This is a genomic window from Methylacidiphilum caldifontis (genome assembly GCF_017310505.1).
Taxonomy (GTDB): domain Bacteria; phylum Verrucomicrobiota; class Verrucomicrobiia; order Methylacidiphilales; family Methylacidiphilaceae; genus Methylacidiphilum; species Methylacidiphilum caldifontis.
Map to the genome: position 1 here is coordinate 1,995,923 of NZ_CP065957.1, position 15,028 is coordinate 2,010,950.

A 15,028-nucleotide genomic window follows, 5' to 3' on the forward strand; every position below is an offset into this window, starting at 1 on the left:
TTATCTAGGACAGGACTAGAGACTTAGCAGGATCATGGTTTCTTGTATTTAATTAATCATTAAGTTCATAACGTTGAAGTTATTGAAAAAATAGAATAGATATAAGAGCGGTAATCCTATGGCTGCTTTTATTCTTTATAGACTAACCCCGGGAAAGCATGAAATATCCTTCAATGATCCAAAATTTGACAAAAAATCTTCCAGTTAGATTAAAGGGGAATAGCTGGTAAAGCAACGATGGCTGGACAATAGTTCGTTGTAAAAGTGGATGAAAAAACTGATTGTACTTCCTTCTTTTTTTCTAGGCCTTTTGCTCATCTTCGTTCTCAGTGCTGCTTTCAAATACAAAACCGAAAGAAAAGCAGCCGAGACCAAGGAAAACAGCTCTCTTTTTTTCTCTAAAGTTATTAAAAAAGCAAAAGAACTGTCATATTTTCCTTATGTGAGCCCTTCTGCTGTTCCTGCTGTGCTTTCCAACCTCAGTTATGATCAGTGGTTTGGTATTAGTTTTAAAGACCAAAGAGGGATTTTCCCTGGAAAAAGCCGGTTTGTGATCAAGCCTTTTCCACTGGGCTATCTGTTCTGTCAGCCCGTCTTCATTCATCTGATTACACTCAGAGGGGAAGAAAAAAACTATGTTTTTGAGCCTTCGTTATTTGATTATAACAATGTGAATGTGGAGAATTTACCAAAAAACCTTGGATTTGCTGGTTTTAGGGTTTTTTTTGATACCTTTGAGAAAGAAAGGCTGGTTGAACTTTTTTCGATTGTCGGAGCCAGTTATTTTAGGAGTTTAGGATTAGGACAGGCTTGGGGACTTTCAGCGCGTGCCCTAGCCGTTAACACCACGGGCAGCAGCAAAGAAGAATTTCCTTACTACAGGGAATTCTGGATCGAAGAACCCAAAGAAGATGACCAAACCCTTTCTTTTTATGCAATCCTTGATGGAGAAAGTCTTACTGGAGCCTTTCATTTTATATTCAGCCCAGGAAAAACGAGTAAGGTGGAGATAGAAAATTACATTTTCTTAAGAAAAACGGTGGAAAAATTGGGAATCGCTCCCTTGACAAGCATGTTTCTTCAAGGCGAGAACAGTCCAGTGCTCTATAATCCTTTGCATCCAGAAGAACATGACTCCGATGGGCTTTCTATTCAGCTGGACACAGGCGAATGGATTTGGGGTCCTTTGCAGAATCCCCCCTATTTTTCTTCTCTTGAGTTTCCCATTCAGGGCAAACTCCTTGGTTTTGGGTTAATGCAGAGGGACAGAAACTTCGACCATTACAAATCGCTCCTTCTCCATTATGAATCCAGGCCGAGTGCTTGGATTGTCCCTGGCCAAGGATGGGAAGGGGGGCATATCGAGCTGGTCGAACTGCCCACCACAACAGAGACCAAAGATAATATTGTTGCCTATTATGTTTCCGATACCCCTGCTCTTTCACAGAAACAGTTTCACTATGCATATACGATTTTTTGGGGAAGAGAAGAGACTCCAAGCTCCGAAATTGGACGGGTGGTTTCCACTCGTTGCGCACAGCTTGATAGGACAATCAAAGAGTATATTGTTGATTTTTCTATTCCTGGCTTTTCTGAAGGAGTGAGCCCGCAACCTATTCTTTTGGTCGGTCAAGGAGCCAAGCTTCTGGAACTTAGAGTAGAAAAAAATGCTTATGTCAGTGGGTTTCGGTTAACTTTTAGGATCCAGAGACAAGAATCTGGTTCCATTCCCCTTAAAGCTTATCTTGAAGCCAAAGACTTTCCTTTGACCGAAACCTGGAATTATATCGATTTTCCTTAAGACAAGATGAAACATTGGATTCTGATCGCAGTTTATTCTGTGGCATTGCTTTTCTTTTTTTTCCCTCTGGTTTCTTCTGCTCAACCAACTGTATGGGAAGAGGTAAAAACAAAGGCTAGGGGACTAGCGAATTTTCCTTTTCGGGAACCGCGAAGTCGTATTCCTAGCTGGTTGGAAAAACTCTCCACCTCCCAATGGGAAGAGATCCATTTTGATGCCAATAACAGTCTTTGGAGAGCTGACAACCTCCCTTTTGAAATCCAGTTTTATCATTTGGGTTCTCTTTTCAGGATTCCAGTTACACTTTTTGAAGTGGTCCATGAGCAGGAAAGGAAAATTGAATTTGTAGAAAAATCATTTTTTTACGGTCCTTCTATCCAGAAAAAACCCATAGACAAAGACATCGATTTTGCGGGCTTTGCTGTTTACAGTTCAGATTGGCAAAAAAAAGAATATTGCATGATCACGAAATTTCTTGGTGCCTGTTTCTTTCAAGGCCTAACTTGCGGGCAAATCCCAGGAATCACAGCCAGAACAATAGCGATCAATACCGCTTTATCCGAGGGCGAAGAGTTCCCTTTTTTCAGGGAGTTTTGGCTTATAAAGCCTAAAAAAGAAGATTCGCAACTTGAGCTTTATGCGATTGTAGATTCTCCGAGTATAACTCAGGCCTGTCGGTTTGTTATTCTATTTGAAGGCTTCTCAACCGTTTGCAAAATCGACTCGCAACTTTTTTTCCGTGCTTCTCCAAAGAAAATTGGACTGGCTCCTCTTTCTGCCATGTTTGAATATGGGGAAAACGGTCCTAAACCCGCCTCTGATTTTAGGCCACAGGTCCATGAGGCTGACGGGTTGCTCATTCAATCTGCTCCTGATGATTGGTCGTGGAGTCCCCTGGAAAATCCTCCCCGGTTAGTGTTAAAGGAAATGACAAAGGGTCAGCTTTTAGGGTTTGGACTGGTTCAAAGGAACAACTCGTTTGATTCGTATCTGGATCTTCAAAGGAGGTTTCAGGATATGCCTTCGGCTTGGGTTCAGTTGAAGGAGGGATTTTCTGAAGCCGGCAAATTGGAGTTGGTTGAAATTCCACTCAAAGATGATCTGAACAAAAACATCATTCTGTATTGGACGCCGGCCAGAACTCCCTTTGCTGGTCAGTCGGCCAGTTTCAGTTATACGATTAGTTGGCTCAAAGGGGATGTACCTGCTGAAGGGAAACTGGGTAAAGTCGTTTCCTCAAGGATTGATCGATCGAAACGGGTGCAAGGTAAGACGGCATTTCTGGTTAGCTTTAAAGGGGAGTTATTGGAAGAAGAAGCTTTCGGACTTAACGCGGTGGTTCATGTGTTAGCTGGAGGGGAGCTTCTCTATGCAACGGTTGGATGGAATGACCGGGAAAAAATCGCACTGTTGGAGGCTCAAGTCCAGGAAAATGGAAAAGAGCCGTTGCGGATGGAAGGGTGGATCGAACGGAATGGAAGAAGACTGACGGAAAGGTGGATTGAGGATTTTACAAATGAATAATACCGAGTGGAAAGTTTTACTCAAAGAGAGGCTTTTTTTTTATGCGCGTCTTAGCGGTATGGAAGATGAGGTAGCCAAGAAGGCCTTGGAAGAGGCTTTTTGTTCTGCGGATAATCCTGAAGGAGTTTTTGATGCATTAAGGTTTGTCTTTTCGCAAGCAGGAAATGATCAATCCCTTCTGAGTCAATGGATCGAAAAAGAGTTGTCGCAGCTCTTTGATTTCAAAGGACATGGTTTTTGTTTCGATACGGCCTTTTCTAAGCCCTTAGTCACAGCGATGTTGCCGATCAAAAGAAAATCGATGACTGCTCGAATTTCTTTGGAACCTGATCGATTCCTGAAACTCGTCGGTTTTTTCAGCCGATTAAGAAGAAAAACCGCTTGATTGTTTTGGAAAACTCCCAATGTCAAACCAAAGTTCCTGGCAACAGGTTGCCTTAAAACGAAGGCTTTTATTGCTTATTCTTGTGATTTTCCCCACGCTCATAGCCACTGAGTTTATGGCGAATATTCTGCCCAACAAGGGGTTCAATCCCTTGGAACTCATCATTGTTCTTCTCTTTGGGATTCTTTTTGGTTGGATTTCTGTCGGGTTGTGGACAGCAGTAGTGGGTTTCTTCCTATTGGTGAAGAACAAAAAAAAAGATAAGGACTCATTCCTAAAGCGTGAAAAGTGGGGTATTCAAGCCGACACCCGGGTTGCAGTGGTAATGCCTGTGTATTGTGAAAAAGTTGAAAGGGTTTGTGCCGGGATCGAAGCCATTTACAAATCTATAGATGAAAAGGGAAAACTTTCTATTTTTGATTTTTTCATTCTAAGCGATTCAGACAATCCGGATAGCCAGGTTGATGAAGAAATCGGCTGGGCAAACCTTTGCAAAAAAATCAATGGACTCGGTAAAATTTTTTATAGGATAAGAAAAGTCCGGTTAAAAAAGAAAAGTGGGAATATTGCTGAGTTTTGCCGGCGTTGGGCAGCCTATTACAAATACTTGATCGTTCTCGATGCTGACAGTCTTATGGGAGCTCAAACTATTCTCAGACTTGTGGAAATCATGGAATCTAATCCAACTATTGGGTTGGTTCAAACGGTGCCTAAAGCAATGAGGGCTAGTTCCCTTTTTTCCCGGATAGAACAGTTTTCAAGTCATCTTTTAGGTTCTCTGTTTGCTGCGGGCATTCATTACTGGCAGCTTGGAGACGGTCAATATTGGGGGCATAACGCGATTATCCGGACTGAACCTTTTATGAAATATTGTGGATTACCAAAACTATCGGACAGCCTGCCTTTTGGAGGAGAAATCCTCAGCCATGATTTTGTCGAATCCGCCCTCTTAAGAAAATCAGGCTATTCGGTTTGGTTAGCGTATGAACTAGAAGATAGTTACGAAGAGTTGCCTCCCACCCTTCTTGATGAATTGAAAAGGGACAGGAGATGGTGTCAAGGTAATCTTCAACATTTGCGTCTTATTTTTTCTAAAGGCTTGTTTATCTTTAACCGGTTTCTTTTTCTTAACGGGGTGATGGCCTACGGTTCAGCGATACTCTGGGGAGGGTTTCTTTTGCTTTCGACAATCGAAAGCCTGATTCAGGTTTTAATCGTTCCTAACTACTTTCCTCAAGGGATGAGTCTTTTCCCAAGCTGGCCTGTTTTTCATGCGGACTGGGCAGCTCTGCTTTTCATGTTTACTCTACTTGTTTTATTTTTGCCAAAACTCTTAGGCGTACTGCTTGTAGTTTGGGCAAATGAACTTGAAAAATATGGGGGTATGAAAAACCTCTTGAAAAGTGTTCTTCTGGAAATTCTTTTTTCTACCATGATGGCTCCCCTAAAAGCCCTTTTCCATGGGACTTTTATCCTATCGGCCCTTTTGGGAAAGAAGATAAGCTGGGGAAAACAGATAAGGGAGGGAACTGAATTCTCCTGGAAAGAGGGCTTGTACCACTTTTATCCGCTAACCGTGACTGGCATGACTCTTGGGATCGGTACTTACCTTTTAAATCCCCCGAGTTTCTGGTGGCTTCTGCCCATTATTTTTTCTTTTTTGTTGTCCATACCCTTAGCCGTGCTATCAAGTAGGATATCCTTGGGCAGCATCGCAAAAGAAAAAGGGTTGTTTAGGGTTCCTGTCGAATCGGCTCCAAGTCCTGTGGTCGAAACCCTTGAAAAAGCATTAGACCAAAAGGCTATTTATCTTGAACGAAGACTTTCTCTTTCTGGTTTTAGATCCGCCGTTGTCGACCCTCTTGTCCATGCTCTTCATTTAGCCTCTATTGGATTGTCAAAATGCAAGAAGGAGTCTATGGAGATTACCAGCTGGAAAAAACAGTTAATTGAGCGATCGCTCCACCATGGGCCAGATTCCTTGTCCACTTTCGAAAAGAAAGCACTGTTGCGGGATCCCTCCAGTTTGAGCCTGCTTCATAAGAAAATATGGACGGCAGACCCTCCTGTTTGGGCTCTTTGGACAAAAAACATTGAATAGCAGTAGTTTTTTTCGTTTTCTATTCATGCATGCCTAGACATAGGCACAGCTTGATTGCCCTCTGAATACGGTCGGTAGAGGGAAGCAGAAAGATTGTTTAATTGGTTTCAAAAAGTTCGATGATTGTCGGGGGATTGATGAAGCCATGCTCCTCGACTTGGATCTTGATTTCTTTCCTTTTGAAAAAAGATATATGACCATAGGAAGATCATCGAATAGATTATTGTTAAATCCAACACATTCAGTTCTGACAATGAAAGGATTATAAAGATAATTGGCTAGTTTGGTCTTTACTGCGACTGGCTCATGATCCTCTAGGAAAAGAAGAAAAAGTGGGTAATATTGGGATGGAATCAGTGGAATGAGTTCTTGGCCTACAACTACTGATGAGTTGATCTTAGAACAAAAAAGATTGGCCACTTTGTCTTTTACTTGTTGGGAAAAACCTACAAAGCCCTTTATTAGTGCTGGGGTATTTGTTTGTTACGGCAGGAACGTAGCGGGTGCCGGTAAAAAAGATGATCAGGGATGGGCTTCCGCTGTTGCTCTTTTCCCAGGTGGTTCGGTAAAAGTCTTTCGTGTTTCAGGAAGAGCTACTTTCGATTACATTCCAGGCTTACTTGCTTTAAGGGATGGGCCGTTGTTAGAAAAGGCTGTTCTTGGACTTGAACTGCGTCCTGAAATTCTTTTTGTAAATGCGACCTCCAGAGATCATCCCTACAGAGCTGGCTTGGCTTTGCATTTGGGATATAAACTGGATGTTCCCACGGTAGGAATCACTAGGAACCCTTTGATAGCTGAAGGATCCCTGCCAGGAATAAAAAGAGGAAATAAATCTGAGCTTCGGGTTGGCAACGAAACTGTGGCTTTTTGGCTTAGAACACAGGACAACAAAGCTCCGCTTGTTGTGCATCCGGGTTATCGGCTTGACGGGGATAGCGCAATAGAAGTTGTCCTTTTCTATACTGAAAAATACAGGACTCCTGAACCCTTAAGACTAGCAAGAAAATCAGCCAGGCTATACCGGGCAGGAGTGGAAGACCAGGCAGTGTGATCCTGCTTTGTTGTATTTGGTCAACAAGTTCATGTTGTTAGCGTTAGAAAAAATACTATAATTAATAAAGAAGGAGTAATCGTATGCCCACTTTTATTATTCTTAGTAAATTAACCCCTGAAAGCATGAAAGAGCCTTCAGAAATCAAAAATTTGGCAAAGGTCGTTTCGGGAAAGATTAAAGAGGAATGCCCGGGGATTAAATGGAAAGAGAGTTATGCTACGCTTGGGGAGTTTGATATTGTGGATATCGTTGAGGCAAAAGATATTGCTGAGGTGGAAAAAGCGGCGATGATTCTCCGAGGATATGGCAAAGAGATCACCGAAACGATGTCAGCTGTTCCCTGGGATGAGTTTGTTTCTTCAATGGCAGCTCATAAGAAATAACTGCTGAAAGAATAGGTTTTTTTGAAAAGGTTTAAACGAAGGCTGTCTTTTTCTATTCGCGAACGACATCCGTGGGATACTTGTCTGTACGAAGGCCTACAAAGACAGGCTGGCGGATTTTTCCCTGTGCTGTCCATTCCCTGAATGCTACCTCGCAGACAATGGTCGGTTTTGTCCAATGGATAGCAAGAGATTCAGGTAATTGCAGGGAGGATAACTGACTAAGAGGGGATGATACGATTTCATGGTTTTTTAGAAGCGTATACAGCTCAAGGGCTATTTTTTCTGAAAATCCAGTTCCTACCCTGCCGGCATAACAAAGAATATGGTCTTGGTAATAGCCTAAAAGGAGAGCTCCAAAAGGCCTTAGCGATCCTTTGGGTTCAGTCCAACCTATAATGATAAACTCCTGGCGCTTTAAAAACTTGAATTTCAACCAGGATGAGGATCTTTTCCCCGATTCGTAGAGTGAATCTGCACGTTTTGCAATAACCCCTTCAAAATTGAGTTCTTTTATTTTGGCGAAGACCTTTTCTGGTTGTTCGGTAAAATGAGGAAGCAGCCGAATTGGGGAGGGGAGAGGATGAAAAAAGTGCTGAAGTAGTTCTTTTCTTGTTCGAAGAGGCAGACCACGCAGGTCACGCTTCCTTAAAGAGAGCAAATCGAAGAGATAAAAGATGGTCAATGAGTTTTCTCTAGCCGTTTGAAGAAGGCTAAAAGAAGGTTTACCCTGGGGATCAAGAGCAGCAATTTCTCCATCGATGATCCATGAAGGTTCTTTAGAAGAGCTTAAGGCTTTGAGTATGGCGGGAAACTTTTTGTTTTCCGATAACTTCCGACGAGAAAAAAGAATGATCTGTTGGTTATCAAATTTAACAGCAATGATCCTCATTCCATCGATTTTAGGCTCGTACATCCAACCGGGGTATGGAATCTGGCGGTATGCAGGTTGAGCCAGCATCGGCTCTAAAAACTGAGGTTCCAGTTTGGGTAAACCCAACAGATCCAATTTCATTGGGTTTTTTTCTTTCTTGTTTTACGCTCCTTTTTTAGTATGCTAGCGGTTGAGATTTGGGTCCTGCCGTTTCCCATTCTTAAACTTTCTTCGAGCAAAGAAATAAGGTCTTTTTGTTCTTTAGCCGCTCCTTTCCGAAGTTTTGTTTCTTTAGGAATTCCTTTAGTTCCTTTCTTTATTTTTTCTTTGATGATTTTTTCAATGGCTTTCGAGTATTCGTCTTGATAGCGGTTTGGATCCCAAGGTACAGACATTTTTTCAATCAATTCGACCGTTATTTTTTTCTCGCGTTCATCCAACTCAGCTTTTGGTGGGGCAGGCAGTTCCTTTGGATCAACGATTTCCCTTTGAAAATACATGAGCTCAAGTGTCAGAAATGAATTTTTAGGTTTTAATGCAGCTAAATGCTCCTTGTTGTGCAATACAATCTTGGCAATGGCGGTCTTGCCAGTTTTAACTAACCCGTAATGCAGCAGTTGGTAGGCTTTTTCTCCGCCTTTATCGGGGACTAAATAATAAGGTTTTTCGAAGTAAACCGGATCGATTTCAGCCAGTACAACAAAATCTAGGACTCTGACTGTATGAATGGCTTCCATATCGACCCGATCAAAGTCTTCATCTTTAAGAATTACAAATTTCCCTTTTTCATATTCATATCCACGAACTACTTGATCCCAGGGGACTTCTTTGTTATCCGCAACCGCTATCCGTTTGTTTGTGATGGGAGAAAGATCACTCTTACGGAGAAACTTGAATCGTAAAGGTTCGGTTTTTACGGCTGGATAAAGTTTTACTGGGATAGTGACAAGGCCAAAACTAATGGTCCCCTTCCACAGGGCTTTCATGAATTACAATAAATTCTTCTTATAGAAGAGGCAACAACCTGCTAAAATAAAAACCTTAAAAGGAGTTCTTGCAATTCTTCGAAAGCTGGATAAGGAAAAAAGAGACAACCGTTGCCGCGTGGTGCAATTGGTAGCACATCAGACTCTGGATCTGAGTGTTCTAGGTTCGAATCCTAGCGCGGCAGCCAATTTAAATGGGTTTGATGTCTATTGATGGAAAAGCAAAATTTACCTAAGAGCGGTTTTTTATCTTTGTCCAGCTCTATAATTGAAAAAGCTTTGTTTTATGCCCGTATGATCTTTGAATTTTTGCATCCGGATAGAAGGATCATCCTGGTTGGATCTTGTCGAAAAGTTGGTAACGCCTTTCTAATGACTTTGGTTTGCAGCTAAATCGGCTTATTTTCATAAACTCCATTATTTATGTTTTGAGTCAATTCGAGTCATAATTTTCCAGAGTTGATCCATTTCTTTGCCTAGCCCGTCTAGATCTGGAAAAATAACTGATTCAGTAATTCCACTATCTCTGAGCTCTATTTTTAATTCTTCACAGCATGAACTATCTATTTTTATTTTTTTAATGTAATCTTCGTGCATATTATTTTGAAACCACCAGGGATCCTTTCCAAATATTACCATTCGACTTCTTTGAGAACCTAGTCTAGAGGTTAGATGTGGAGATTGTAATAAAAGAGGGGGATTGGGAATATCGATTTCTTTAAGATCTTCTTCATCTGCTGGTAAATAGGCCTCTTCCCAAAGCTCTTCATTAATCTTTCTTCCAGGATGTTTTTTTGCAAAATCTTTCCATTTCGGTTGAACAATATTTTTAATTTCGTTACTTTTATCTGTCATTTCTCTAAGCTTATCATTAAAAGGATTAAGGATGTATATTATAGGATTTTGGGTGTCATCACTGGATTTATCTCTAATAGCAAAGTGAAGGGCAATCAACGCTCCATCGGTCCAATCGAGTAACCGGGTAGGTGCTCCATGGTTCTGCATTAGAACGTAGGTATCCCAATCAAAATACTCTTCTGAGTATTTATCTAGAAATTTAGGACACGTTCTCTGAAATTCATCGTATAAAACATATTCATATTCAAAAAAATCTAGATTAGTCCTGTTTTCCAGAGCGAGCCACTGCCTATAAATTTTTGGAACGAGGTAAGTCTTATACTCTTTATCTTCTCCTCTAAACCAGAGTTCTTCGTCGGGGTATAATTTCCACTCATTACGTATTTCTTTTACACTTGTTAGGAAACTAGCTAAGTCTTTAATAGGTTGAGTGGAGTCCATAAAAAAATACTTCCATTATGCTTATTTTCGATTGAGTGACTATTATTAGCTAATAGTTTTGCTATTATATACTCATATCACCTAAAATAACCTTTTCCCATTCTTTATCAGTGATTATGGGTGATTGAGCCCTTAAAAGGCCTTGTTGACCAAAATTACAAAGCAGGTCTCCATTGCCAAGAAGATTCTTTGCTCCAATATCATTAAGAATAAGATAAGATTCAGTGCCATTATTGACTCTAAAACAGATTATTCCAGTTAGGTTACCTTTGATTAGTCCTGAAACAACTTCTTTCCTAGGGCTTTGTGTGGAAATAATAATATGAATGCCAGCAGATCTCCCTTTTTGTGCAATTCTTTGAATACAACTTTCAATCTCACTTTTAGATTTACTTCTACTTTGGAGTCCTGAAATCATATCTGAGAATTCATCAATAACAATTATCCAATAAGGAATGTCTTCTCTTCCACTACAAAATCGGCTGTTAAGATCTTTAAAATTTTCTCTTTTTAGCTGATTATAGCGCTTGTCCATTTCTTTGACAGCGAGATTCAATAAATTTTGTGCTTCCTTATGATCATTTATACTTTCAAGTGGACCAAAATCTGTTCCTTTAAAATCAATTAAAAAAATTTTAGCTTTTGTTCTATATTTATAAAGAATGGTTGCCATAAGTGATTTTAAGAATTGACTCTTTCCGCTTCCAGTTGTTCCTGCAACAAGCAGATGAGAATAATTATTGTTTGTAAAATCCCCAATTATCCATTCAGAGTCTTTCAAAGCAATCGTCTTCCCAATAGGATATGCAAGATTTCCTTTTAAATGATCTAATGCCTCTCTCCAAAGCACATAATCTGTCTGAGCTTTAGGAATATCAATACTTACATATTCATTATATATACCTATTAATGGAGGAGAGTTAATCCCCAAATGCACCTGAATGTCTTTTTCTCTATTTCTAATACGAACTAATTTTTCTGTAACATCTTTGGTGATAAGAAATCGAATAAAGCGAGGTGAAATCTTCCATGAGCTAACTATGGCTTTAATATTATTTGTAGAGAAAAATTCATTCAATTTATTTTTATATTTTTCAGTGTCATTGATGGTGGGATTTAAAGGATCAAGAACAGGTTCGATTTCAGAAGGAAAAAAATTTTCTAGCTCATTTTTTCCAATTGTAAAAACTTTTCTTTGAGGCGTATAGTATTCTAATAATATTCGTTTTGGTATATAATTAGATTGCTTTAATATCCAGTAATAAAGAGCAACTTGAAGTTTGTCTATTCTAGTTGGAAATGATGATGCTTGATTATTTCCTATTTTATAATCAACTAATTCGATTATATTATCTTCTGTTTTACTTAATCGATCTATTCGTCCAACAATTTTTATTTTTGTTTTATCTTTTTTGGTATATATAGCCTTTATATCTTCTTCTATTTTCCAAAAAAGATGATCGAGTTTATTTGAATAGTGGTTTAATTGCTCAGCTAAACCCTGACAAAACTCTTGTAAAGCCGTTTTTAAAAAATCTTTTTCTTTTAGACTCTCCTTTACGATACTTTTCTTTAATTCCTCGATCCTCTTTAGCCATTTATTTAGCTCAACAGGACCATTTTGTTCCTTAACTTCTTTACTAAAAGCAGCAACAATTTGATGAAAATATTTTCCAAGTAATGGATTTTGCTGTGATCCAAGTCCAGTTGTTTCATTTTCAACTATTCTTTTTATAATTTCGCTTACAGATAAGGTAATTTCGCCATTAGGTTCTGATCCATTATTACCATTTCCATTTTTTTTTATTAATTTTATTAAGGAATCAAGCCACGAGGAAAGCTTCTCACTACTCAATTTTTCGACTTCTTCTTTCGAATAACGTATATCTCCAGAAAAAGCCTTGTGATAGAGCAAGGACAAAGCATAGAAAGTGGCCGTTTCTTCTTTATCAAGATTTACTATACGTAATGGACCAGATAGAGCTTTATTGATTTCTTCTTTAATTTTCCAAGTTTTTCCTGGAATTTCTTTTAATTCGGGCGTTCTAAGGAATACTCCTAAAAAACGATAATTTTTATCCTGATGAGTAGATAGATCTACTGTTTTCTTGGTAATCGCTAGCCACCGGTTCCAATTATTACTTTTTTCTAAGCCAAAATATATAACAGTTTTATATTGTTCGTTCTGCCAGCACAGAGCATAATAATCATCCTTTATTTGTTGAAATTTTTCTCCTCTTCCTATTAGACTAGCTCTTATAGCCTCACGAAAAAGATTAGCATCAAAAGTAACAGGTCCTGAAAGGATTTTCTTTTTTTCTTCGTTAAAAATCTCTTCTAGCGATGGAGGTCCATTATTATCAATTTTTTGTTTTGCCCATTCAAGGAAAGTCCTAATCCCAACTTTTGTTTGGTCTGAAAAATTCAAGGGGAGATCTTGATAAAGTTCTTTTGCCTTTTTTTCTTCAATTGGATATTTACTTAACCTTTGCTTAACAAGAGCGTGAGCCTGATCTAAATTTATTCCTTCAAGTTCTAATTCTTTTTCGTAAGAAATTCGATCAAGATCAGCTTTTTGCAGGTAATTTTTAAATTTTTGTGCCCAGTCGTAGGAATTAGCAGTAATGATTGTCAGATGATTATTGCATTCGTTAACAAGAGTGCTTACAACTGAACCAAGTTTTTGACACAATTGTTCAGATTCACCATAACGTTCGGTTTGATCAAAACAAAAAACAAAAGGACGAGTAAAGGCAGCTAGATTGCAAAATTGAATGACTCGATTTTCACATAAATCATTTTGAGTTTCAGCAGAATATTCAGCAGAATAATATCTTAAAGGATTAAGGTATTTTTTGGGCAGACTTATTTTTTCACCATCTGCTTCATCTAGTGTACCACCCCTTAACCATTCTATGCATAATTCCCTTTTGCTAAATTCAGGATTTGCAGAATACCAAAAAAAGACCCATAAGAGAGGAATTAGATCATAAAGCATTCCAGCCCTAATGCCTCTTTCATACAAAGCATGTTCAACACAACGATCTATTGATTTCCACCAATTTAATTGCATCCATTGAATCCACTCTTTAGAAGGATTTGAAAAATTGATATTATCATTTGGAGTATTTCTTAAAGCCTCAACCACTTTGACTTTATCAGAGATCCCTTTTACAAGTCCCTTTAAGACGAATTCTAGAAAATCAATTAAGCCAAACTCAATAAGGTCAGCCAAAAGATTGCCAATAACTCTACTTGTAAAAATCTCAAATTGTGTATAAGAACGATTAGAGTTTAGCATTACAAATTCTTCAGGCTGACAAAGTTCGTCAAGAATACGGTCAAAGATTCCTTGCCAAAATCGATAAGGATCAGCAATTGGTCTAATATAAATTAGGGTTCCTTTGCCTTTGAGTTCCTTAAATAATCTTCCAATTAGAAAGGTTTTACCATAACCTGCATTAGGCGAAGATAATAAATAGGCTTTGGGGAGTTTCCGTTCTTTACAAAGCTCATCAAATTTATTGAGAAGAAATTTTAAAGGCTTCTCATTCAATCCTGGGAGAGGATTATCAGGAAGGACTCTTGGATCTGTAACAATTTGTTGCTCAAAGGGGTTCATTATTTGGTTGTTCAAGTTTCACTCTTAAAAAACGTTTGCCTTGAAAGTGCAAAGCTGCCTCTTTTTCTTCTTTAGGTGCTAAAGCCCAATCGCCTTCAAAAAGATGGGCAAATCCCTTTTTGCTCTGTTCGAGAAGCAAGCGATGAAGCAGATTGAGATCAATGCCCGTTTTACTTTGTAGGGAGGCAATTGAAACATGAGAAAAGTTAGTATAAACCTGCTCCTTTCGTAATTGGATATAAGCATCATATATTTTTTTTGGATCTATGGAGGTTAAAGGGGGACCATCTTTTTCATTAGCTTTAAAAAGAGCCATTGGCAAATAGTACCGAATTTTGCCTATTCTTAGGGGAATGATAATCCGATCGGCAATTAAACAATCTAATGCTTCCTCAAAAAGAATTTCAGGACAATTTGAGCATTTTTTTTGAAGTTGAGCTTTTGAAATGGGCTTGTATTCAATCGGCTTTTCAGCTGTAGTGAAAATGGAATGTAAGGTCTTTTCTATTCGATCGGCGACCGTTTCGATATTAGGGGCATATCCAGGTGCATAATACCTTTTGGAAAGCTCAACGACTTTGTTTTCCTGGACAAGCTCAAGAAGTGCTTTTTGATCTTCTTTTTTATTCTTCTTTGAGAGAAGCTGGCTAAGTGTACGACCCTTTTCTTTTGCTCTAGCCAAAAGCTGGAGTAGTCGGTCTTTCCCCGTTAACGATTTTTTTGCCTCTTGTTTTGTAATCTTTCCCATTGACTCAACCCCAAAGATTCATTTTAAAACAATTAATTCTTAAGAAGTCAACAATATATTTTACATTTGATATAAACTAAAGTTTTGGATGATTTTTGGATGGATCTTTGACCATTGAAAGAGTCTTTACGAAGGATATATGTGGGAGACAGTTGAAAAGATCAAAGATCTTATGGATGCGATTTGTAAAATTGTTAAGAAAGTTAGTCGTGTAACTATAAGCAGTAAGAACTTTATTGAGAAATCGT

Annotated in this window: 11 protein-coding genes and 1 tRNA gene; 7 read left to right on the plus strand and 5 right to left on the minus strand. The window is 38.8% G+C overall.

Going from position 1 to position 15,028, the window contains the following annotated elements; translation table 11 throughout:
• The first annotated feature begins 268 nt into the window (after nucleotides 1-268).
• The 6 genes from IT6_RS09285 (at nucleotide 269) to IT6_RS09310 (ending at nucleotide 7,251) form a co-directional block, all read left to right on the plus strand.
• A complete protein-coding gene (locus tag IT6_RS09285) occupies nucleotides 269-1,801 on the plus strand; it encodes a glucan biosynthesis protein D (RefSeq protein WP_206826230.1) in 1,533 nt (510 codons plus the stop codon).
• A 6-nt stretch (nucleotides 1,802-1,807) separates the two neighbouring features.
• Nucleotides 1,808-3,325, plus strand: coding sequence for a glucan biosynthesis protein (locus IT6_RS09290; protein ID WP_206826231.1), 1,518 nt, complete (start codon nucleotides 1,808-1,810; stop codon nucleotides 3,323-3,325).
• Nucleotides 3,318-3,710: a hypothetical protein gene (locus IT6_RS09295; RefSeq protein WP_206826232.1), complete on the plus strand. Its 393-nt coding sequence runs from the start codon at nucleotides 3,318-3,320 to the stop codon at nucleotides 3,708-3,710. Before IT6_RS09290 ends, IT6_RS09295 begins: the two co-directional genes overlap by 8 nt.
• Before the next feature lie 19 nt (nucleotides 3,711-3,729).
• Nucleotides 3,730-5,811: a glucans biosynthesis glucosyltransferase MdoH gene (gene mdoH, locus IT6_RS09300; RefSeq protein ID WP_206826233.1), complete on the plus strand. Its 2,082-nt coding sequence runs from the start codon at nucleotides 3,730-3,732 to the stop codon at nucleotides 5,809-5,811.
• Between the two features lie 361 nt (nucleotides 5,812-6,172).
• Nucleotides 6,173-6,865: an endonuclease V gene (locus IT6_RS09305; protein WP_206826234.1), complete on the plus strand. Its 693-nt coding sequence runs from the start codon at nucleotides 6,173-6,175 to the stop codon at nucleotides 6,863-6,865.
• 83 nt (nucleotides 6,866-6,948) lie between these two features.
• A complete protein-coding gene (locus tag IT6_RS09310) occupies nucleotides 6,949-7,251 on the plus strand; it encodes a GYD domain-containing protein (protein ID WP_206826235.1) in 303 nt (100 codons plus the stop codon).
• A 52-nt stretch (nucleotides 7,252-7,303) separates the two neighbouring features.
• Here the strand turns inward: IT6_RS09310 and ligD are convergent, their stop codons facing one another.
• Nucleotides 7,304-8,266, minus strand: a complete 963-nt coding sequence (gene ligD, locus IT6_RS09315; protein WP_206826236.1) for a non-homologous end-joining DNA ligase — start codon at nucleotides 8,264-8,266, stop codon at nucleotides 7,304-7,306.
• On the minus strand, nucleotides 8,263-9,111 hold the full coding sequence (gene ku, locus IT6_RS09320) for a non-homologous end joining protein Ku (RefSeq protein ID WP_206826241.1): 849 nt from the start codon (nucleotides 9,109-9,111) through the stop codon (nucleotides 8,263-8,265). Before ku ends, ligD begins: the two co-directional genes overlap by 4 nt.
• A gap of 112 nt (nucleotides 9,112-9,223) precedes the next feature.
• On the opposite strand from ku, the gene IT6_RS09325 reads away from it, so the two are divergent.
• Nucleotides 9,224-9,299: transfer RNA gene (locus IT6_RS09325), tRNA-Gln, on the plus strand.
• A gap of 229 nt (nucleotides 9,300-9,528) precedes the next feature.
• On the opposite strand, the gene IT6_RS09330 is transcribed toward IT6_RS09325, so the two are convergent.
• From IT6_RS09330 to IT6_RS09340, 3 genes are all read right to left on the minus strand, one after another.
• Nucleotides 9,529-10,410, minus strand: coding sequence for an FRG domain-containing protein (locus IT6_RS09330; RefSeq protein WP_206826243.1), 882 nt, complete (start codon nucleotides 10,408-10,410; stop codon nucleotides 9,529-9,531).
• 64 nt (nucleotides 10,411-10,474) lie between these two features.
• Nucleotides 10,475-14,032, minus strand: coding sequence for an FtsK/SpoIIIE domain-containing protein (locus IT6_RS09335; RefSeq protein WP_206826246.1), 3,558 nt, complete (start codon nucleotides 14,030-14,032; stop codon nucleotides 10,475-10,477).
• Entirely contained in the window at nucleotides 14,019-14,780 is a 762-nt protein-coding gene (locus IT6_RS09340; RefSeq protein WP_206826248.1) for a hypothetical protein, read from the minus strand. Before IT6_RS09340 ends, IT6_RS09335 begins: the two co-directional genes overlap by 14 nt.
• Nucleotides 14,781-15,028: the final 248 nt, after the last annotated feature.